This is a genomic window from Caballeronia sp. 11_S32 (assembly GCF_056930355.1).
Window position 1 is genome coordinate 1466411 of record NZ_JBXOWH010000003.1, and the last position, 18992, is coordinate 1485402.

Here is an 18992-nt window from a genome sequence, read left to right on the forward strand (position 1 = left end):
GCGCTTCGGCGGGCGGTGCTACAATGTGCGGCTTTCCGGTAGTGAACTCGCCGCCGGACCGCATTCCGGATTTTCCGGCATCGCCGTCGATGCCGGCTCGAGCGGTGCACGGGCTTGGAACGAGCCGCCGCTTGACGAGAACGAGCGATGCCGCGTGCCTTGAAGGCGTCATCGAAGCCGTGTTCCATCTGGGAACGCGGGCTCGCGAACTGAAACGGACGGCGCTCGAACGGGCGAGCCAGGCTCGATGAACCGGCCGCCTCATCCAGCGCCGCGCACATTGCGCACGACTGACGCGCCGCGTGCGCCAACGAAATCCATCCGCGTGAGCAACCGATCGCGACGATCGACCGAACCATCCGACCGCCGACCGATTTATCACGCGCGCCGCATCGCGCGGCATTTTAGCGAAAGCCAATATAGTCACCATGTCTGATCCCGTCGCCACGAGCACGTCCACCGCACAGGCCGCCGCGCCTACGTTCGACCAGTTCGGCTTGTCCGCCGACATCCTGAGAGCGGTGCGCGAGTCCGGCTACACCACGCCCACGCCCATTCAGGCGCAGGCGATTCCGGTCGTCCTCGCGGGCCGCGATGTCATGGGCGCCGCGCAGACCGGCACCGGCAAGACCGCGAGCTTTTCGCTGCCGATCATCCAGCGTCTGCTGCCCTCGGCAAATACGAGCGCCTCGCCCGCGCGCCATCCGGTGCGCGCGCTGATGCTCACGCCGACGCGCGAGCTCGCCGACCAGGTCGCCGCCAACGTGCAGACCTACTCGAAGCACACGCCGCTGCGCAGCACGGTCGTGTTCGGCGGCGTCGACATGAATCCGCAGTCCGATGCGCTGCGCCGCGGCGTCGAAATCCTGATCGCGACGCCGGGCCGTCTGCTCGATCACGTGCAGCAAAAGACCGTGAATCTCGGTCAGGTGCAGATGCTCGTGCTCGATGAAGCCGACCGCATGCTCGACATGGGCTTTCTGCCCGACCTGCAGCGCATCCTGAATCTGCTGCCGAAAGAACGCCAGACGCTGCTTTTCTCGGCGACGTTTTCGGCTGAAATCAAGAAGCTCGCGTCCACTTACCTGCGCAATCCGCAGACGATCGAAGTCGCGCGCAGCAATTCGACGAACGCGAACGTGCGCCAGATCGTCTACGAGGTGCACGAGAGCGACAAGTCCGGCGCCGTCGCGCAACTGATCCGCGAGCGCGAGCTGAAGCAGGTGATCGTGTTCTGCAACAGCAAGATCGGCGCGAGCCGGCTCGCGCGCGTGCTGGAGCGTGACGGCATCGTCGCGACGGCGATTCACGGCGACCGCACGCAGAGCGAGCGCATGCAGGCGCTCGACGCGTTCAAGCGCGGCGAGATCGAAGCGCTCGTCGCCACCGACGTCGCCGCGCGCGGTCTCGATATCGCCGAGTTGCCCGCTGTCATCAACTTCGATCTGCCGTTCAACGCGGAAGATTACGTCCACCGCATCGGCCGCACGGGGCGCGCGGGCGCATCGGGCGATGCGCTGTCGCTGTGCAGCGCGAACGAGCGCAAGCAGCTTGCCGATATCGAGAAGCTGATCAAGCGTCCGCTCGACGTCGAGCCGCTCGAAGTGACGACGCGCGCGCGCCGTGACGGCTCGGGCTCGGGCTCCGGCTCGTCTTCGCGCCGTGACGAGCGCTTCGGGCGTCCCGAGCGCGGCGAGCATCGGCATGCATCGCGCGACGAAGCCGGTTCGCGCCGCCGCACGACCGGTACGCATGATCGTCCGCGCGGCCGTCAGCAGCCCATCGACGAGTTCTTCCTGAAGCCGTACGAGCCGTCGCCCTCGGCGATGAAGCGCCAGGAGGAGGCGGTCGAGCCCGAGCGCAAGAGCGCGCCGAAGCAGCCGCTTGCGGCGCTGCTGGGCGGCCTGGGGATGCCGCGCAAGTCGTCGTGATCTCTGTGTTCCGAATGTGGTTCGAATGAAAGAGGCAGCCCGCGCGGCTGCCTTTTTTGCATTCGGACGAATCTAGCGCCCGAAGCGCTTTGCCCATTCGGCTGTCGCGGCGCTGTAGAAAGCATCGGGCGTGGCGGCCGATACTTCGATGCCCAGATGCCGCGCCGCCTCGACGAGCGCATCGAGCGGGGCGTGCCGGTCGAGCGGCGCGGCGCCCGTCTGCTTGCTCAGCTTTTCGCCGATCTCGTTGTTGACGACCGGCACGTGCAGATAAGCCGGCGTTGGCACGCCGAGACACTGTTGCAGATAGACCTGCCGCGCGGTCGAGTCGAGGAGATCGGCGCCGCGCACGACGTGGGTGATGTCCGCGTCGGCGTCGTCGACGACCACGGCGAGCTGATACGCCCACAGACCGTCCGCGCGCTTCAGTGCGAAATCGCCGACTTCCGTGGCGAGATCCTGCGCCTGCTGTCCTTGCCAGCGATCCACAAAGCTGATGCGCGCCGCGTCGCCGTCCGGCACGCGCAGCCGCCATGCGCGCGCAAGCTTTCCGTGTAGGCCGTTGCGGCACGTGCCGGGATAGGCGAGCGTGGCATGACGCGCATGGGCGTGCACGAGCGAATCGGCGATCTCGCGCCGCGTGCAGCCGCATGGATAGATGAAGCCCGCCATCTGCAACCGCTCGAACGCGGCCTGATACGCCGCGCCGCGCTCGCTTTGCCAGACGAGCGGCTCGTCCGAATGCATGCCGAAGTGCGCGAGCGTCGCGAGGATGTCATCGGCGGCGCCGGGCATGGTGCGCGGGGCATCGACGTCCTCGATGCGCACGATCCAGCTTCCGCCGTGCGCGCGCGCATCGAGAAAACTCGCGAGCGCGCTGACGAGCGATCCCGCGTGCAGCGGGCCCGTAGGCGAGGGCGCGAAGCGGCCGCGATAGGTCATGGGGCGTTCATTGGGCGTTACGCCGCCTGACTGACCTTGGCCTCGGGATGGCACGCGGGGCAGGTTTCGCCCGGCTTGTAGAACGGCGATTGCTGATCTTCGACGCTGACCACCGCGCGGCAGCCGAAGCATTGCGCGGTCGCGGTCGGCTGCAGGTTCGGATCGAGCGCGGTGCGGTAGTCGAACACGAAGCATTCGCCCGTGTAATGCGCGCCGCCCACTTCCTCGAAATACTTCAGAATGCCGCCTTCGAGCTGATAAACATGCTCGATGCCGACTTCCTTCATGTGAATCGCGGCCTTTTCGCAGCGGATTCCGCCCGTGCAGAACGACACGACCGTCTTGCCTTCGAGGTCCGCGCGATTCTGCTCGATGACCTCCGGAAACTCGCTGAACTTCGTGATGCGGTAGTCGAGCGCTTGATCGAACGTGCCGACATCGACTTCGAACGCATTGCGCGTGTCGAGCATCACGACCGGGCGGCCGGCGTCGTCGTGGCCGCGGTCGAGCCAGGCCTTCAGCGTGGGCGCATCGACGGCGGGCGCGCGGCCGAGTTCCGGCTTGATCGCGGGCTTTTTCATCGTGATGATTTCGCGCTTCAGCTTGACCAGCATGCGGCGGAACGGCTGCTTCGCGGACAGGCTTTCCTTGAATTGAAGATCGGCGAAGCGCCCGCCGAAGAGCGCGTCCGTGCGCAGGTAGTCGATGAACTCGCGGACTTGGGCAATCGGCCCCGCAATGAAAAGATTGATGCCCTCCGGAGCCAGCAGAATCGTGCCTTTCAGACCGAGCGCGTTGCAGCGTTCGGTGACGAGCGGCCGCCAGGCGGGGCCGTCTTCGATGGTGACGAATTTGTAGGCGGAGAGGTTCAGGATGCTCATGGTCGGATGAAGCGCAAAACGGCTGTAACGGGTAAAAAGTGCGGACGGAAATCCGCCGCAAAACCCGTATTATCCCGCAAACGGCGCGCGGCTTTCCCGGATTCGCCCCGGTGCCTCGCGAGGCCTTGCGCGCGCGCAATTTCGGCGGCGCGCGCAGGCCTTATCCGTTCAGCCAACGCACGCGTGGCATCCGTTTTCGAGATGGCCCGCATGTACAATACCGCCATGTCAGATCCCCGCTTCGTTCATCTCCGCGTCCACTCCGAATTCTCGATCGCCGACGGCATCGTGCGGCTGGACGACGTCGTCAAGGCTGCCGCAAAAGACGGGCAAGGCGCGCTCGCGCTGACCGATCTCGGCAACGCATTCGGTCTCGTGCGCTTCTACAAGGAAGCGCGCGGCAAGGGCGTGAAGCCCATCGCCGGCTGCGACGTCTGGATCACCAATCCCGACGATCGCGACAAGCCCTCGCGCCTCCTTCTTCTCGTGCGCGACAAGCGGGGCTATCTCAACCTGTGCGAGCTGTTGAGCCGCGCATGGCTGACGAACCAGTATCGCGGCCGCGCCGAAGTGATGATCGAGTGGCTCGAAGAAGGTCTGGCCGAAGGGCTGCTGGCGCTGTCGGGCGCGCAGACGGGCGATATCGGCATGGCGCTCGCGGCCGGCAATGCGGCCAGCGCGCAACGCAATGCCGAGCGCTGGTCGAAGCTTTTTCCGAACGCGTTCTATATCGAGTTGCAGCGCGCCGGTCAGCCGGGCGAGCAGGGCTACGTTCAGGAAGCCGTCAAGCTCGCCGCGAAGCTGAAGCTGCCGGTGGTCGCCACGCATCCGATGCAGTTCATGACGCCCGACGACTTCACCGCGCACGAAGCGCGCGTGTGCATTTCGGAAGGCGATATCCTCGCGAATCCGCGTCGCCAGAAGCGCTTCACGCAGGATCAGTTTTTCCGCACGCAGGACGAGATGTGCGCGCTGTTCGAGGACATTCCGTCGGCGCTCGCGAACACCGTCGAAATCGCCAAGCGCTGCAATCTCACGCTCGAACTCGGCAAGCCGAAGCTGCCGCTTTTCCCGACGCCCGATGGCATGTCGCTCGACGATTACCTCGTGCAGCTGTCGAAGGAAGGGCTGGAAGTTCGCCTGCAGCAGCTTTATCCCGATGAAAGCGAGCGCGCCGCGCAGCGCGAGACGTATTACGCGCGCCTCGACTTCGAGTGCGGCACCATCATCAAGATGGGCTTTCCGGGCTACTTCCTGATCGTCGCCGACTTCATCATGTGGGCGAAGAACAACGGCGTGCCGGTCGGTCCGGGCCGGGGCTCGGGCGCGGGCTCGCTCGTTGCGTATGCGCTCGGCATCACGGATCTGGATCCGCTGCGCTACAACCTGCTGTTCGAGCGCTTCCTGAATCCGGAACGGGTGTCGATGCCCGACTTCGATATCGACTTCTGCCAGGAAGGGCGCGACCGCGTCATTCAGTACGTGAAGGGCAAGTACGGCGCGGATGCGGTTTCGCAGATCGCGACCTTCGGCACGATGGCCGCGAAGGCCGCGGTGCGCGATATCGGCCGCGTGCTCGATCTCGGCTACATGTTCACCGACGGCGTCGCGAAGCTGATTCCGTTCAAGCCGGGCAAGCATGTGACCATCGCGGATGCGATGAAGGAAGAGCCGACGCTGCAGGAGCGTTTCGATTCCGAAGACGAAGTGCATCAGCTGCTCGAACTCGCGCAGCGCGTGGAAGGGCTCACGCGAAACGTGGGCATGCACGCGGGCGGCGTGCTGATCGCGCCGGGCAAGCTCACGGATTTCTGTCCGCTCTATACGCAGGGCGAGGACGGCGGCGTCGTCAGTCAGTATGACAAGGACGATGTCGAAGCCGTCGGCCTCGTGAAGTTCGACTTTCTGGGCCTGACCACGCTCACCATTCTGGACTGGGCCGAGCGGTACATCCGCCGTCTCGATCCGTCGAAGAAGGACTGGAATCTGGCGCAGGTGCCGCTGGACGATCCGGCATCGTTCTCGATTCTCAAGAAAGCGAACACCGTCGCCGTGTTCCAGCTGGAAAGCCGCGGCATGCAGGGCATGCTGAAGGACGCGCAGCCGGACCGCTTCGAGGACATCATCGCGCTCGTGGCGCTGTACCGGCCGGGCCCGATGGACCTGATCCCGAGCTTCTGCGCGCGCAAGCACGGGCGCGAGATCGTCGAGTATCCGGATCCGCGTGTCGAGCCTGTTCTGAAAGAGACCTACGGCATCATGGTCTATCAGGAGCAGGTGATGCAGATGGCGCAGATCATCGGCGGCTACTCGCTCGGCGGCGCGGACTTGCTGCGTCGCGCGATGGGCAAGAAGAAGCCCGAGGAAATGGCGCAGCACCGCGAACTGTTCGCGGAAGGCGCGGCCAAGAACGGCCTCACGCGCGGGAAGTCCGACGAAATCTTCGACTTGATGGAGAAGTTCGCGGGCTACGGCTTCAACAAGTCGCACGCGGCCGCGTATGCGCTGCTCGCGTATTACACGGCGTGGCTGAAGGCGCATCATCCGGCCGAATTCATGGCGGCCAATATGTCGCTCGCCATGGACGACACCGACAAGGTGAAGATCCTCTTCGAGGACTGCGCGACGAACGGCATGAAGGTGCTGCCGCCGGACATCAACCAGTCGGCGTATCGCTTCGAGCCCGTCGGACAAGCCGACGGCACGCGCTCGAAGACCATCCGCTACGGTCTGGGCGCCGTGAAGGGCAGCGGCCAGAACGCGATCGAGGAAATCCTGCGCGCGCGCGAGGACGGCCCGTTCGTCGATCTGTTCGATTTCTGCGAGCGCATCGACCGCCGCGTGGTGAACCGTCGAACGGTGGAAGCGTTGATTCGTTCGGGCGCGTTCGACACGCTGCACGCGAATCGCGCACAACTGCTCGCGTCCGTCCCGCTCGCGATGGAAGCCGCCGATCAGGCCGCCGCCAACGCGATGCAGGCCGGCCTCTTCGACATGGGCGACGCGCCGCTCGCCAGGCACGAGCTCATCGACGAACCCGAGTGGTCCGACAAGAAGCGCCTGCAGGAAGAGAAGACCGCGCTCGGCTTCTATCTGTCGGGCCACTTGTTCGACGCCTACAAGGGCGAAGTGCGCCGCTTCGTGCGCCAGAAGATCGGCGAACTGAAGGAAGGGCGCGACAAGCTCGTCGCGGGCGTGATCTCCGCGATGCGCACGCAGATGACCCAGCGCGGCAAGATGCTGATCGTCAATCTCGACGACGGCAGCGGCCAGTGCGAAGTCACCGTCTTCAACGAGCAGTTCGAAGCGAACAAGGCGCTCTTCAAGGAAGACGAGCTGCTCGTCGTGCAAGGCATGGCGCGCAACGACGCGTTCACGGGCGGCATCCGCTTCACCGTCGATACCGCGATGGATCTCGAGCGCGCGCGCAGCCGCTACGCGCAGTCCGTGAAGGTCGAGATGAATGGCAACGCCGACGCGCTGCGTCTGCGCCGTGTCCTCGAAGCGCATGCTGCCGGCGCGCAAGCTGAAGCGCCGCCGCCCGCACCTGCAAGAGAGAACGGCCGGCAGCGACAGTCCGCGCCAATTCCGAACGGTCTGAACGTGAGCATCGTCTATCGCAGCGAGCACGCCGAAGGCGAGGTGCGCCTCGGCGACGCGTGGCGGGTCAAGCCCACCGACGATCTCATCACGGCGCTGCGCGGCGAATTCGCGGGCAGCGCGATCGAAATCGTCTACTGATGCGTATCGGCATATCGGCGAATGCGCTGAAGCATTCCGGCGGCCTCGAGCGCTATGCCATGGATCTCGTGCGCGGCCTCGCCGCCGCGGGATTCGACGGCAAGCAGAGGCCCGCGTTCTTCGCGCGCAAGATCGATATGTCTCTGCCCGAAAGCCGGTTGATCGAGCCGCATCGAATCAAGGTGTCGCTTCTGCCCGGCAAGCTGCGCGACGCGTATTTCTCGTGGGCGCTGAAGCGCGCGCGCAGGAAAGCGAAGGTCGATGTGCTGATCGGCTGCAATCGCGTGGAAGGGTCGGAAATCGCCATTTGCGGCGGCACGCATATCGGCTTTCTGCGCGCGACGGGGCGGCGGGAGAAGCGCTCGGACACGCGGCAGATCGCGCTGGAGCGCCGCCAGTACGCGCAGGCACAGGTGATCGTCGCGCATTCGGACATGATGCGCGACGAGCTTCGCACGCTCTATGGCATCGACGATAAAAAAATCCGCGTGCTCTATCCGCCCGTCGACGGCGCGCGCTTCTCTCCGGTCGATGCCGCGCAACGCGCGCGCCTGCGCGGGCAGTTCGGTTTCAAAGCCGATGAAACCGTGCTGCTGTTTCCGTCGAGCAGTCATGTGCGCAAGGGCCTGCCGCTGATCGAAAAGGCGCTCGCCGGCATGAACGTGGTCGTCGCGGTCGCGGGCCGCGCGCCCGAGCATCCCGCGGCGAACGTCCGCTATGTGGGATATGCGAAGAACATCGAGGATGCGTACCGCGCGGCGGATTTCACGATTCTCGCGTCGAGCTACGAGCCGTTCGGGCTCGTCGGCATCGAATCGGTGATGTGCGGCACGCCGGTGATCTTTCCCGCGTGCATCGGCTGCTGCGATGCCATCGCGGATGGCGCGAAGCACGTCTTCAAATCCGGCGACGCCGGCGACCTGCGCCGCACGGTGCTCGATGCCATCGCGGCGCGGCGCGGCGATGCGCGCGTCTCTGGCGAGACCGTGCGCTACGACACGAGCGTCGATTCGCACGTGCGCGCGCTGATCGGGCTCGCGAGCGACATCCGCCAGAAGCGCTGAAACGTTCAGCGCACTTCGTTCAGGTGCGCGAGCTTCAGAAAGCGGTAATAGACGGTCTGCGCGTTGAATGCCGCGATCATGAAGCCGGTCTTGCCGTCGAGAAAACCGCGCCGCAGCACATAGGTTCGCACGAACGCCCACGCGCCGCGCGCGAGCGCAATGCCGAAGCTGCCGCGCTTGCCCGCGGCGTGCCGCTGCTGGGCGCCGGCGCTCGAGTACGCGTCCAGCTTGCGCAAAACCGCTTCGAAATCCTCGTAAGAGTAGTGCATCAGCTTGCCGGACAGGCGCAAGACGGGCTTGCCCGTGGACAGCACGAGCCGCTCGTGCACCAGATCGGGCGAGAAGCGCGCCGTGCCGCGCCGGAACAGCCGCGGAATCCAGTCCGGATACCAGCCGCTGTGCTTCACCCACACGCCGCAAAAGCTCGAGAGGCGGTCGACCGCGTAGACGTCCGCCTGCGGATCGGTGATCGCGGCGCGGATCGAGTCGGCCAGTTCCGGCGACACGATTTCGTCGGCATCGATGGAAAGAACCCAGTCGGTCGAGAGCGCGTCGAGCGCGCGGTTCTTCTGCGGGCCGAAGCCCGGCCAGTCGCGCGCCTCGATCACGCGCGCGCGATGCGCCTCTGCGATACCTGCGGTCGCGTCGGTGCTGCCGCCGTCGACGACGACGATTTCATCGGCGAAAGAGACGGCCTGCAGGCATTGCGCGAGCCGCGCGGCCGCGTTGTAGGTGATGATGGCGATGCCAAGCGTTGTGCGGGACATGGAGCGTGGACCGGCGTGCGTGTTGGTATAATTATTGAATACTGGTGGGGCACGGCGTCATGCGAGGCATTGCGCCATGCTCAGACCAGACGTGAAGAGTAAAGAGGCCGCGGGCCTCTTTTTGTTGTCAGGGTGGATAGAGGCCGATAGTGTGCCTGACTGGCGCGCGTAGCAACAGATCGGCCGAGGCGGGTTTGGTTGCATCACAGCCGTCCTTAATGATCCGATTTTCACTTCGCGAGCCGCATTGATATCCATGAAAACAAAGCGGCCAGGCGAGCTCCACCTGCAAACGGGAGCGCGCATCGCGCCTGTCCCGCCCGCGAGCCGGGCGTGAGCAATCCTGTTCTGATTCTATGAGCCGACTCTCCGGGCGCATCCGCATCATTGCCCGAGCGCTACCCAAGCTTGCGTTCAAGGCGTTCCGCCGTCGCCCGGCCGATGTGTCGAGCATCCTGATCGCGCATCATCTGCTGCTCGGCGACACCTTGCTGCTGACGCCGCTCGTCGCGAAGCTGCGCGATCGCTATCCGCATGCGCGCATCGCGCTCACATGTCCGAAGGCGATCGTGCCGCTCTATGCCGGACGGCCCTACGGCGCCGAAGCGCTGCCGTTCGATCCGCGCGACACCGCGAGCGTTTCGGCCGTGCTGAGGTCCGGCCCGTACGATCTCGGCATCGTCGTCGGCGACAACCGTCACGCGTGGCTCGCCATCGCGGCGAAGTGCCGCTGGATCGTCGGACATGGCGACGATACACCCGCGTGGAAGAACTGGCCGCTCGACGAAGCGCATCCCTATCCGGCGCAGCCCGCCGCATGGGCCGATATCGCCGCGACGCTCATCGAAGGGCCGCCGCCGGCGCGCTATCGGGTAAAGGACTGGCCGGCGCCGGCCGGTGCGCCGCTCGCGCAGGCGGACGCAGCGCTGCTCGCGCGGCCCTATGTGGTGCTGCATCCCGGCGCGAGCACTTCCGTCAAGCGCTGGCCGCACGATCGCTGGCGCGCGCTCGCCGAGCGCGTCGAGCAGATGGGCTACACGCCGGTATGGAGCGGCGGTCCGGGCGAAGTCGATCTGGTCCGCGCGATCGATCCGGAAGGGCGGCACGCGAACTTCGCTGGCCGCGTGGGGCTCGGCGAGCTGTGGCAACTGTTCGCGCGGGCGCGCGCGATCGTCTGCCCGGACACGGGCGTCGCGCATCTGGGGCGCATGGTGGGCGTGCCGACCGTCACGCTCTTCGGGCCCGGCAACGCAATGATCCACGGCGCGGGCGAGTTCTGGCGCGATGCGCCCTTCAGGCCGGTTACCATCGTCGACATGCCGTGCCGCGACGAGCCATTCATCTTTCGACGGCGCGTGTCGTGGGTGCGCCGCTGCGACCGCAACGAAACGACGTGCGTCGCGTGGCGCGGCGATCACGCCGAATGCATGGGCCTCATCTCGCTCGATGCGGTGAGCCGGGCACTCGAGGAGATGTTGACGGAAGGTCTATGACGACAAAATCGTATCGTTTCCAGCCGGATTGGTTTCTTTGGATCGGCGCGCCCGTCATTCTCTTCGTCGTCGCGTTCGCACACATGACGGCGTTCGAGAACATTGCGCTCGGTTTCGTCGGCATCGGCACGATCGCGGTGGCGGTGACGCGCGGCGCGCCTTCGCCGCTGCGCTGGCCGCTGCTCGCGCCCGTCGTGCTCTGGGCCGCGTGGGCGCTCGCATCGGTGTCGTGGTCGGCGTATCCGTCCGAGAGCATGCACGCGTGGCTGGACGAAGTGTTGTATCCGCTCTTCGCCTTCTTCGGCTTCTGGCTCGTGGGCGCGCGCATGGCGAAACCCGAGCGTCTGGTCGTGGCGCACTGGCTCGGCTGCGCGCTCGTCGCCGTGATCAGCGTCGTGTATTGGGGGCAACTGCAGCCGCCCACCGCCGATACCTTCATGCTGCACTACTACAACCGCGTCGGTCACACAAGCACGATCGCGCTCTTCGCGATGGCGCTCTTCACCGGGATGATGCTCGGAGGCAAGTGGCGCGTGATCGGCGTGACGGGCGTGCTGCTCTGCGTGTTCATCGGGGTTGCGACGCTCAACCGCTTCTTCGGGCTTGCAGCGTTCGTCACGCTCGCGATCGCGCTGTATCCGCTCTATCGGCGGCACATGGTGCTTGCGGCAGTGGCCCTTTCGATCGTCGGCATCGCGGCGATCGGCACGCTCGAATTCAGCTCGCGCAGCCGCTTCGCTCAGTTGCCGCCTTCGCTGGCCGCGCACGGCGTGACGATCGAAGGCGATCGCGTTCCGGTGCCGTCGTTCCTGCCGGGCATCGGCGACACCATCGCAGCCGACACGCGTCCGCGCCTGTGGGCCTTCTACGGCAAGGTCGGCGAGCCGCATTCGTGGATCGGCATCGGCTTCGGCAAGCCGCTGCCGGGCGAGGTTTACAGGAAGCAGATGCCGCCGCGACTGCTCGCCGCCGAGCCGCAGGCGCTCACACACGCCCACAACCTGTTCCTGAACACCTGGCTCGAGACGGGCGTCGTCGGCGTCGTGCTGGAAGCGGCGCTTTTCGTCGGGCTCGTGATCCGCTTCTGGCGGCTGAGGCGCGAGTTGCCGTGGCTTGCAGCGGGCGGCATCGCGCTGGTCGGCGGGATGATCGCAAAAAACTCCACCGACGATTTCATGTGGCAGACCACCGCGCTCGCGTTCTGGTGCTTCGCCGGGCTGATGCTCGGCCGCGGCGAACGCCTGACGGGCCGGCTGCCGCCGCCGCGCGGCGCTGCCGCAACCGCAACCGAAACGGCTAATCCGCGGCCATAGGCGCTCCGGACGCCTTCATTCGACCGCGCCGCCCACAGGATTAGAATGGCGGATTCTCGTGTGCTGATCCGCACCGCGAATCGAACCGGCGCACTTTCACGCAAACCGAACACCGAGGAAAGATTTGAGCCAGAAGCAGACATTGCGCAAGACCATCGGCGCGGGCGAAAGCAGCTCGCCGACGGCTGTCATGAAACGGCTATGGCCGTACATCCGCCCGCTGCTCGGCATGGTGTTGCTCGGCCTGTTGACGATGGGCATCGTCGCAGCGACCGAGGCGGGCATCCCGATGCTGCTGAAGCCGCTGCTCGACCACGGCTTCGGCTCGAAGAGCAGCGATCACGCGAAATGGCTCGTGCCGGCCGCCGTCATCGGGCTTGCGCTGGTGCGCGGCGGGGCGCAGTACGCGTCGGGCTATTTCCTCTCGTACGTGACGAACAAGATCCTGCTGCAACTGCGGCTCGAGATGTTCCAGCGCATGATCCACACGAGCGCCGGTTTCTTCCAGCGCGAGACGGCGAGCACGGTTATCAACGCGATCGTCTTCGAGGTCAACCAGATCCTGAGCGTGCTGCAGAGTGTCGTCGTCACACTCGTGCGCGACTCCCTGACGGTCGTGTTCCTGCTCGGCTATCTGTTCATCCTCAACTGGCGTCTCACGCTGATCGTCGCGGTGATTCTTCCGGCGATCGGCTGGCTCGTCAGCAAGATCAACCGCCGGCTGCGACGCCTGAACCGCGAGCATCAGACCCTGACCAACGAGCTGTCGTACATCGTCGAGGAGACGGTCGGCGGCTACAAGGTCGTGAAGGTGCACAACGGCGAGCCGTACGAGACCGGCCGCTTCACGGAAATGAGCTATCGTCTCCGCGGCTACTCCATGCGCATGCAGGTGTCGGGCGGTCTCGCGCAGCCGCTCACGCAGTTTCTCGCGTCGATCGCGCTCGCCATCGTCATCACGATCGCGGTCGTGCAGTCGGCGAACGACCAGACTACCGTCGGCGGTTTCGTCGCGTTCGTCACGTCAATGCTGCTCGTGATTTCGCCGCTCAAGCATCTCATCGACATCAATCAGCCCATGCAGCGCGGCATGACGGCGGCGGAGCTGATCTTCGGCCTGATCGACGAGCCCTCGGAGCCCGAGGGCGGCGGCAAGCGTCTGCCGCGCGCGCGCGGCGAAGTCGAGTTCCGCGACGTGACCTTCAGCTACGGCTCGATCGACCGGCCGACGCTCGATCGCGTGTCGTTCAAGGTCGCGCCGGGCGAGATGGTCGCGCTGGCCGGGCCATCGGGGAGCGGCAAGACGACGCTCGTGAATCTGCTGCCGCGCTTCTTCGATCCGCGCGGCGGTCAGGTGCTCGTCGATGGCGTGCCGATCACCGAATACAACCTGCACGACCTGCGCGATCAGCTCGCGATGGTCAGCCAGGATGTCGTGCTCTTCAACGATACGATCGCGGCGAACGTCGCATACGGCCAGACGCCGGATCGCGAGCGCGTGATGGCGGCGCTCGCCGCGGCGAATCTGTCGGATGTCGTGGCTTCGTTGCCTGAAGGAATCGATACGCTGATCGGCGGCAATGGCATGCGTCTGTCGGGCGGGCAGCGTCAGCGTCTCGCGATCGCGCGGGCCATCTATAAGGATGCGCCGATCCTGATCCTCGACGAAGCCACCTCAGCGCTGGATTCGGAGTCGGAGCGACACGTGCAGTCGGCGCTCGAGACGCTGATGAAGGGGCGCACGACGCTTGTCATCGCGCACCGGCTGTCGACGATCGAGCGCGCGGACCGGATCCTCGTGATGGAGGCGGGGCGGATCGCCGAGCAGGGCAGTCATGCCGAGTTGTTGCGCAAGGATGGCCTGTATGCGCATTTGCATCGGATCCAGTATCAGCAACAGGCGGCGTGACGCGTGCTTTGCCGATGCCGCGGCCGCACGATCCAGTTCATTGTGAGAGTGGCTGGATGCGGATCTTTGTGATCTGTTAGCGGGCGGACTTCACTGTCGTATGCCAAGGGCCGCCCGGCGCGGCCTGAATGAGATACGCGCCGTCCGGCTGAATTGTTATTGCCATGGGCATGGTCGGGGCATGGAACCGCGTCGCGCCGTTGGCGAACAGCAGCACGAGAAATGCGACAGCCGTGTAACGCGACAGCTTCAGCGGACTCTTTGCGGCGGCAATCGCGAGTGTCCAGATGCATAGGACGAAGGGCATGAACGTGTATCTGGCGACGCCATCGTAAAACCACTGCACCGCCACCGTGGGTGCATCGTTTCTCACCACGCCCAGAATCCAGAGAGCCACGGTCACGGCTAGTGCAATGATATTGACGACGCGCCACCATCCTGCTGGCGAAAGCACACAAGCCAGGAAGATCGCGGTGACAACCAGCCCTATGTATGTCATCGAATCGCCCGACGTGGGAAGAACCTGCTGGATAAACAGGGACTCCATCACAAAGTTCTTCAGAAAGGCCTGCATCCACGGGTAATGGATGTACTCTGCGAACGGGTGTTGAGCGTGGCGGTCGTTCGCGAACTTATAGAGCGCCAACTGGACCAGTCCTGACACGAGCACCATGATGAACGGCGCAAGGCGTCCAAGTCCATCCGCACGTTTATATGCCGCGAAGGCGCCAAGAATGGCGAGTGGGACGAGGATGGCGCTGACCGGTCCGGTGAGCGCCAGAATCAATACGATGAAGCAGCGCGCTGCGAGGTAGTCGTTATGCTCGCGGCCGAGCGTGTCCAGCAACATCGCGATCAACAATGGTCCCAGCGTCCATTGCAGATTCGTGAGATTCAGCCAGCTCTCTCCTGTGTGCGGCAACAGAACGGGCGCAAGTGCGATCACGAATGCAGCGGGACGCGGGACATATCGAACGGCCATCGCGTACAGATAGCCGCAGACCAATGCGGTGATGACCGCGCATGTCCACGCAAAAGCTATTGCAATTCCCGTCGGATCTTCGGCGAGCACTCGATAGGCAAGGGCAACTAGCCGCGGAACGACGTGAAGGTATCCCGCGTACGGCATGAGGATGGCGTGCGCTCCCGAGTTGTACGCTTGCGCAATGAATACAGTTGCGTCCTCTGCCCAAAGATAGCCGTGCTGCAGCCTCTCCGGCATGCGATAGAACAGCAGCACGACGGCAGTGAAGAACGTCAGCGCGGCGTCCGGAGCGAGCGAAGAAAGCGCGCGATGGGATTCGCCGGCCGCTATGCACCGTTTCTCATTCAGAGGCTTGTCCATCGCGATTTCCAGGAAAATCGATTCGGAGGCTTGAGAGGCGGGGGAAAGTATAGCGGAGAGCCCCGGACGCGCTGAGCCTGCGGTATTGCGCTGTTAGCGGAATAACGCCTACTCATGGCTCGGCGCTGCCGAAGCGGTAGGCGGGGCGATGCTCGGCGGCGCGCAACCATTCGAATACGTCCCTGACGCGCTCAGCGACATTGCGCGCGGGCTCGCCGCGAGCACGAACAGTCCCAACTTAGCGGCGAAGATGTTCGGATACGACCGCAAGACGTTCAAAGACATCTGGCGCAAGTTCAAGCCGGAAACGGATTGGGGATACGCTCGCGCTTTGTTTCTGGAGGGACTATTTCGGCATTGAAGCAGACGTCGGCATTGTCGAAGGTCAGCCGCTCGTGAGGCCGTCGGGACGATCGAGCCGCGTGGGGCTTTGGGGCGTCAGGAGCAACGAGGCAATATGCAGTGACGCGCAGGAACCGCACCTCCGCTTTCTGGCGATCCGGCAAAATCCTCACATCAACACGATGTCATACTGCTCCTGACTGAGATTGCTCTCGACCTGCAGCGAAACCGGCTTCCCGATGAAGTCCATCAGCATCGCCAGATGCTGCGACTCTTCCTCGAGAAACAGATCGATGACCTGCTGCGAAGCCACCACGCGAAACTCACGCGGATTGAACTGCCGCGACTCGCGCATGATTTCGCGCAGCACGTCATAACACACCGTGCGCGGCGTCTTCACTTGCCCCTTGCCCTGACAAACAGGACAAGGCTCGCACAACACATGCGCGAGCGACTCGCGCGTGCGCTTGCGCGTCATCTCCACGAGCCCGAGCTGTGAAAACCCGTTGACGGTCACGCGCGTGCGATCCCGCGACAACGCCTTCTTCAGCTCGCCCAGCACCTGATCCCGATGCTCGACATTCTCCATGTCGATGAAATCGATGATGATGATCCCGCCGAGATTCCTCAACCGCAGCTGTCGCGCAATGGTATGCGCCGCTTCGAGATTGGTCTTGAAGATCGTGTCGTCGAAATTGCGCGCGCCGACATAGCCGCCCGTATTGACATCGATGGTCGTCATCGCCTCGGTCTGGTCGATCATCAGATAACCGCCCGACTTGAGATCGACGCGCCGCGATAGCGCCCGTTGAATCTCCGCCTCAATGTTGTACAGATCGAACAGCGGCCGCTCGCCGGTGTAGTGATGCAGACGCGACGCAACCGCCGGCGTGAACTCCGCGGCGAAATCAGCGAGCATCTGAAACGTTTCGCGCGAATCGACCTGAATGCGCGTGGTTTCGTCGTTGACGAAGTCGCGCAGCACGCGCTGCGCGAGATTCAGATCCTGATAGAGCAGGGTAGTGGGCGGCACGCGCTGTGCCTGAGCCACGATCGTCGCCCAGGTCTTGCGCAAATACGCGACGTCCGCCGCGAGCTCTTCGCTCGTCGCATCCTCGGCGATGGTCCGCACGATATAGCCGCCTTTTTCATCCGCGGGCAGCACGGCCGTCAGACGCGCGCGCACGGCCTCGCGCTCCGCTTCGCTCTCGATCTTCTGCGAGATGCCGATATGCGGCTCCTGCGGCAGATAAACCAGCGTGCGCCCCGCGATGCTCACCTGCGTGGACAAGCGCGCGCCCTTCGTGCCGATGGGGTCCTTCACGACCTGCACCATCAGCGATTGCCCTTCGAAGACGATCTTCTCGATAGGCACGTGCGGCGTCGACGAATGCGGCTCGCCCGCGATGCGCGGATGCCAGATATCGGCCACATGCAAGAACGCAGCGCGCTCGAGACCGATATCGATGAACGCGGACTGCATGCCCGGCAGCACGCGCACGACCTTGCCGAGATAGACATTGCCGACGCGTCCGCGCGAAAGTGTGCGCTCGACGTGAAGCTCCTGAACGGCGCCTTGCTGAACCAGTGCGACCCGGGTTTCCTGCGGTGTGACGTTGATCAGGATTTCTTCGTTCATGGCCTGTTTAGAATTCGACGCGCGCCACGCGCAAGAGTGCTGCGGTTTCGAAAAGGGGCAGACCCATGATACCCGAATAGGATCCGTCGATTCGCTCGATGAACTCGGCCGCGCGCCCCTGTATGCCGTACGCGCCGGCCTTGCCGAGCGGCTCGCCCGATGCCGCGTAGCGCTGCAGCGCAGCACGATCCGCGCGAGCGAAGCGCACCGTCGAGCGCGAAAGCGCGGGCTCGAGCAGCATGCCGTTGGCATCCACGACGGCGATCGCGGTCAGCACTTCGTGCTCGCGCCCCGCGAGGCGCTCGAGCATCGCGACGGCGTCTTCTTCGTGGAGCGGCTTGCCGAGGATCAGGCCGTCGATGGTCACGGTCGTATCGGCGACGAGTATCGGCGCGCCCGCATGGCCTCCCGCCAAGAGCCGCGCGCGTGCCGCGTGCGCCTTCAGCGCGCACACGCGCACGACGTACGCATCGGCGGCTTCGCCCGGCAGCTCGGCTTCGAGCGCCTCGGCGTCTTCATCGGGACGGGGAAGAAGGAGTTCGTAGCGCACGCCGAGTTGAGCGAGCAACTCCTTGCGGCGCGGGCTTTGGGAAGCGAGATAAACGAAGGGATGAGTCGGCATCGTGATTTGGATTCGAATGGCGCGCCGGGCATTCGATCCAGACTTCCCAGACTCCGAATGGCCTCACGCGCGATGATAAGGATGATTCTGCGTGATGCTCCACGCGCGGTAAAGCTGTTCGGCGAGCAGCACGCGCACCATGCCGTGCGGCAGCGTCAGGCTCGACACGCGCAGCAATAGTTCGGCCCGCGATTTCACATCGGGATGGAGCCCGTCCGCGCCGCCGATCACGAACGCGACGTCACGCCCATCCTGTTGCCAGCCGGGCAGGGCGTTCGCGAGTTGCATCGTGGTCCAGTCGCGGCCGCGCTCGTCGAGTGCGACGACGCGCGCGTTCTTCGGCAAGGCGGCTTCGATGCGCTGCTTCTCGGCTGCCATCACGCTCTCGGCATTGCGTCCCGACGAGCGCTGCTCGGGCTTGATCTCCTTGAGCTCGATGCGCAACTCGGGCGGCATGCGCTTCGCGTATTCGTCGAAGCCATTCGTGATCCAGTCGGGCATCTTGTGTCCGACGGCGAGGATGACCAGCTTCATCGAATGAAGCGGCTTCAGTGCTTGCGCGTGGTCTTGCGCGCGGGACGTTTGACCGCGGGCGCGGCGTCTTCGTCGTCCTCGTCTTCGTCCGCCGTGACGCTCGCGCCGCCGAACATGTTCGGCTTCTGCAGCTTCACGCGCACGGGCTTGTCGCCCCAGACTTCCTCGAGGTTGTAGTACTGGCGCAGCGCCGGTTGGAGGATGTGCACGACCGCGTCGCCGCAATCCACCAGCACCCATTCGCCGATCTCTTCGCCTTCCGTGCTGATGATGTCGCCACCGGCTTCCTTGACCTTCTCGCGCACGCTGTTGGCGAGCGCCTTGGTCTGCCGGTTCGACGTGCCGCTCGCGACGACCACGCGGTCGAACAGCGACGTGAGGTGGGTTGTGTTGAACACCTTGATGTCTTGCGCCTTGACGTCTTCGAGACCGTCGATGATCGCGCGTTGAAGCTTCTGAAGTTCCATAG

General features: G+C 64.7%; 15 protein-coding genes. 7 read left to right on the forward strand and 8 right to left on the reverse strand.

Annotation, left to right across the window (positions count from 1 at the left end):
• Window positions 1-428: 428 nt before the first annotated feature.
• Window positions 429-1931, forward strand: coding sequence for a DEAD/DEAH box helicase (locus AC1Z32_RS18455; RefSeq protein ID WP_483479971.1), 1503 nt, complete (start codon window positions 429-431; stop codon window positions 1929-1931).
• Window positions 1932-2003: 72 nt separating this feature from the next.
• On the opposite strand, the gene gluQRS is transcribed toward AC1Z32_RS18455, so the two are convergent.
• Together gluQRS and AC1Z32_RS18465 are read right to left on the reverse strand one after the other, a co-directional pair.
• Window positions 2004-2873 carry a tRNA glutamyl-Q(34) synthetase GluQRS gene (gene gluQRS / locus AC1Z32_RS18460; RefSeq protein ID WP_483479972.1) on the reverse strand — a complete coding sequence of 290 codons (870 nt, stop codon included), beginning with the start codon at window positions 2871-2873 and terminating at the stop codon, window positions 2004-2006.
• Window positions 2874-2890: 17 nt separating this feature from the next.
• The gene (locus AC1Z32_RS18465) at window positions 2891-3754 is read right to left on the reverse strand and encodes a sulfurtransferase (protein WP_483479973.1); all 864 of its coding nucleotides are present in this window, start codon (window positions 3752-3754) and stop codon (window positions 2891-2893) included.
• Window positions 3755-3964: 210 nt separating this feature from the next.
• On the opposite strand from AC1Z32_RS18465, the gene dnaE reads away from it, so the two are divergent.
• Together dnaE and AC1Z32_RS18475 are read left to right on the forward strand one after the other, a co-directional pair.
• Window positions 3965-7495: a DNA polymerase III subunit alpha gene (gene dnaE, locus AC1Z32_RS18470; protein WP_483479974.1), complete on the forward strand. Its 3531-nt coding sequence runs from the start codon at window positions 3965-3967 to the stop codon at window positions 7493-7495.
• On the forward strand, window positions 7495-8559 hold the full coding sequence (locus AC1Z32_RS18475) for a glycosyltransferase family 4 protein (RefSeq protein ID WP_483479975.1): 1065 nt from the start codon (window positions 7495-7497) through the stop codon (window positions 8557-8559). The genes dnaE and AC1Z32_RS18475 overlap by 1 nt, the downstream gene beginning before the upstream one ends.
• Before the next feature lie 5 nt (window positions 8560-8564).
• Here the strand turns inward: AC1Z32_RS18475 and AC1Z32_RS18480 are convergent, their stop codons facing one another.
• On the reverse strand, window positions 8565-9326 hold the full coding sequence (locus tag AC1Z32_RS18480; protein WP_483479976.1) for a glycosyltransferase family 2 protein: 762 nt from the start codon (window positions 9324-9326) through the stop codon (window positions 8565-8567).
• 356 nt (window positions 9327-9682) lie between these two features.
• Between AC1Z32_RS18480 and AC1Z32_RS18485 the strand changes: the two genes are divergently transcribed.
• The 3 genes from AC1Z32_RS18485 to msbA all read left to right on the forward strand — a co-directional run bounded on the left by AC1Z32_RS18485 (window position 9683) and on the right by msbA (window position 14041).
• The gene (locus AC1Z32_RS18485; RefSeq protein ID WP_483479977.1) at window positions 9683-10819 is read left to right on the forward strand and encodes a glycosyltransferase family 9 protein; all 1137 of its coding nucleotides are present in this window, start codon (window positions 9683-9685) and stop codon (window positions 10817-10819) included.
• Window positions 10816-12132 carry an O-antigen ligase family protein gene (locus AC1Z32_RS18490; RefSeq protein WP_483479978.1) on the forward strand — a complete coding sequence of 439 codons (1317 nt, stop codon included), beginning with the start codon at window positions 10816-10818 and terminating at the stop codon, window positions 12130-12132. The genes AC1Z32_RS18485 and AC1Z32_RS18490 overlap by 4 nt, the downstream gene beginning before the upstream one ends.
• Window positions 12133-12322: 190 nt before the next feature.
• Window positions 12323-14041, forward strand: coding sequence for a lipid A export permease/ATP-binding protein MsbA (gene msbA, locus AC1Z32_RS18495; RefSeq protein ID WP_483481675.1), 1719 nt, complete (start codon window positions 12323-12325; stop codon window positions 14039-14041).
• A 76-nt stretch (window positions 14042-14117) separates the two neighbouring features.
• Here msbA and AC1Z32_RS18500 read toward each other — a convergent pair whose 3' ends face one another.
• Window positions 14118-15386 (reverse strand): hypothetical protein, encoded by a 1269-nt coding sequence (locus tag AC1Z32_RS18500; RefSeq protein WP_483479979.1) that lies wholly within the window; start codon window positions 15384-15386, stop codon window positions 14118-14120.
• 148 nt (window positions 15387-15534) lie between these two features.
• Between AC1Z32_RS18500 and AC1Z32_RS18505 the strand changes: the two genes are divergently transcribed.
• Window positions 15535-15747 (forward strand): hypothetical protein, encoded by a 213-nt coding sequence (locus AC1Z32_RS18505; RefSeq protein WP_483479980.1) that lies wholly within the window; start codon window positions 15535-15537, stop codon window positions 15745-15747.
• A 150-nt stretch (window positions 15748-15897) separates the two neighbouring features.
• Here AC1Z32_RS18505 and rng read toward each other — a convergent pair whose 3' ends face one another.
• The 4 genes from rng to rsfS form a co-directional block, all read right to left on the reverse strand.
• Window positions 15898-17367 (reverse strand): ribonuclease G, encoded by a 1470-nt coding sequence (gene rng, locus AC1Z32_RS18510; protein WP_483479981.1) that lies wholly within the window; start codon window positions 17365-17367, stop codon window positions 15898-15900.
• A 7-nt stretch (window positions 17368-17374) separates the two neighbouring features.
• The gene (locus AC1Z32_RS18515; RefSeq protein WP_483479982.1) at window positions 17375-17989 is read right to left on the reverse strand and encodes a Maf family protein; all 615 of its coding nucleotides are present in this window, start codon (window positions 17987-17989) and stop codon (window positions 17375-17377) included.
• A 63-nt stretch (window positions 17990-18052) separates the two neighbouring features.
• A complete protein-coding gene (rlmH, locus tag AC1Z32_RS18520; protein WP_061124462.1) occupies window positions 18053-18523 on the reverse strand; it encodes a 23S rRNA (pseudouridine(1915)-N(3))-methyltransferase RlmH in 471 nt (156 codons plus the stop codon).
• A gap of 14 nt (window positions 18524-18537) precedes the next feature.
• On the reverse strand, window positions 18538-18990 hold the full coding sequence (gene rsfS / locus AC1Z32_RS18525; RefSeq protein WP_014190904.1) for a ribosome silencing factor: 453 nt from the start codon (window positions 18988-18990) through the stop codon (window positions 18538-18540).
• Window positions 18991-18992 lie beyond the last annotated feature (2 nt).

Bases quoted from the DNA above. Each gene is read 5' to 3' on its own strand.
- AC1Z32_RS18455 (WP_483479971.1), top strand. From the start codon at position 429: ATGTCTGATCCCGTCGCCACGAGCACGTCCACCGCACAGGCCGCCGCG.
- gluQRS (WP_483479972.1), bottom strand. From the start codon at position 2,873: ATGACCTATCGCGGCCGCTTCGCGCCCTCGCCTACGGGCCCGCTGCAC.
- AC1Z32_RS18465 (WP_483479973.1), bottom strand. From the start codon at position 3,754: ATGAGCATCCTGAACCTCTCCGCCTACAAATTCGTCACCATCGAAGAC.
- dnaE (WP_483479974.1), top strand. From the start codon at position 3,965: ATGTACAATACCGCCATGTCAGATCCCCGCTTCGTTCATCTCCGCGTC.
- AC1Z32_RS18475 (WP_483479975.1), top strand. From the start codon at position 7,495: ATGCGTATCGGCATATCGGCGAATGCGCTGAAGCATTCCGGCGGCCTC.
- AC1Z32_RS18480 (WP_483479976.1), bottom strand. From the start codon at position 9,326: ATGTCCCGCACAACGCTTGGCATCGCCATCATCACCTACAACGCGGCC.
- AC1Z32_RS18485 (WP_483479977.1), top strand. From the start codon at position 9,683: ATGAGCCGACTCTCCGGGCGCATCCGCATCATTGCCCGAGCGCTACCC.
- AC1Z32_RS18490 (WP_483479978.1), top strand. From the start codon at position 10,816: ATGACGACAAAATCGTATCGTTTCCAGCCGGATTGGTTTCTTTGGATC.
- msbA (WP_483481675.1), top strand. From the start codon at position 12,323: ATGAAACGGCTATGGCCGTACATCCGCCCGCTGCTCGGCATGGTGTTG.
- AC1Z32_RS18500 (WP_483479979.1), bottom strand. From the start codon at position 15,386: ATGGACAAGCCTCTGAATGAGAAACGGTGCATAGCGGCCGGCGAATCC.
- AC1Z32_RS18505 (WP_483479980.1), top strand. From the start codon at position 15,535: ATGCTCGGCGGCGCGCAACCATTCGAATACGTCCCTGACGCGCTCAGC.
- rng (WP_483479981.1), bottom strand. From the start codon at position 17,367: ATGAACGAAGAAATCCTGATCAACGTCACACCGCAGGAAACCCGGGTC.
- AC1Z32_RS18515 (WP_483479982.1), bottom strand. From the start codon at position 17,989: ATGCCGACTCATCCCTTCGTTTATCTCGCTTCCCAAAGCCCGCGCCGC.
- rlmH (WP_061124462.1), bottom strand. From the start codon at position 18,523: ATGAAGCTGGTCATCCTCGCCGTCGGACACAAGATGCCCGACTGGATC.
- rsfS (WP_014190904.1), bottom strand. From the start codon at position 18,990: ATGGAACTTCAGAAGCTTCAACGCGCGATCATCGACGGTCTCGAAGAC.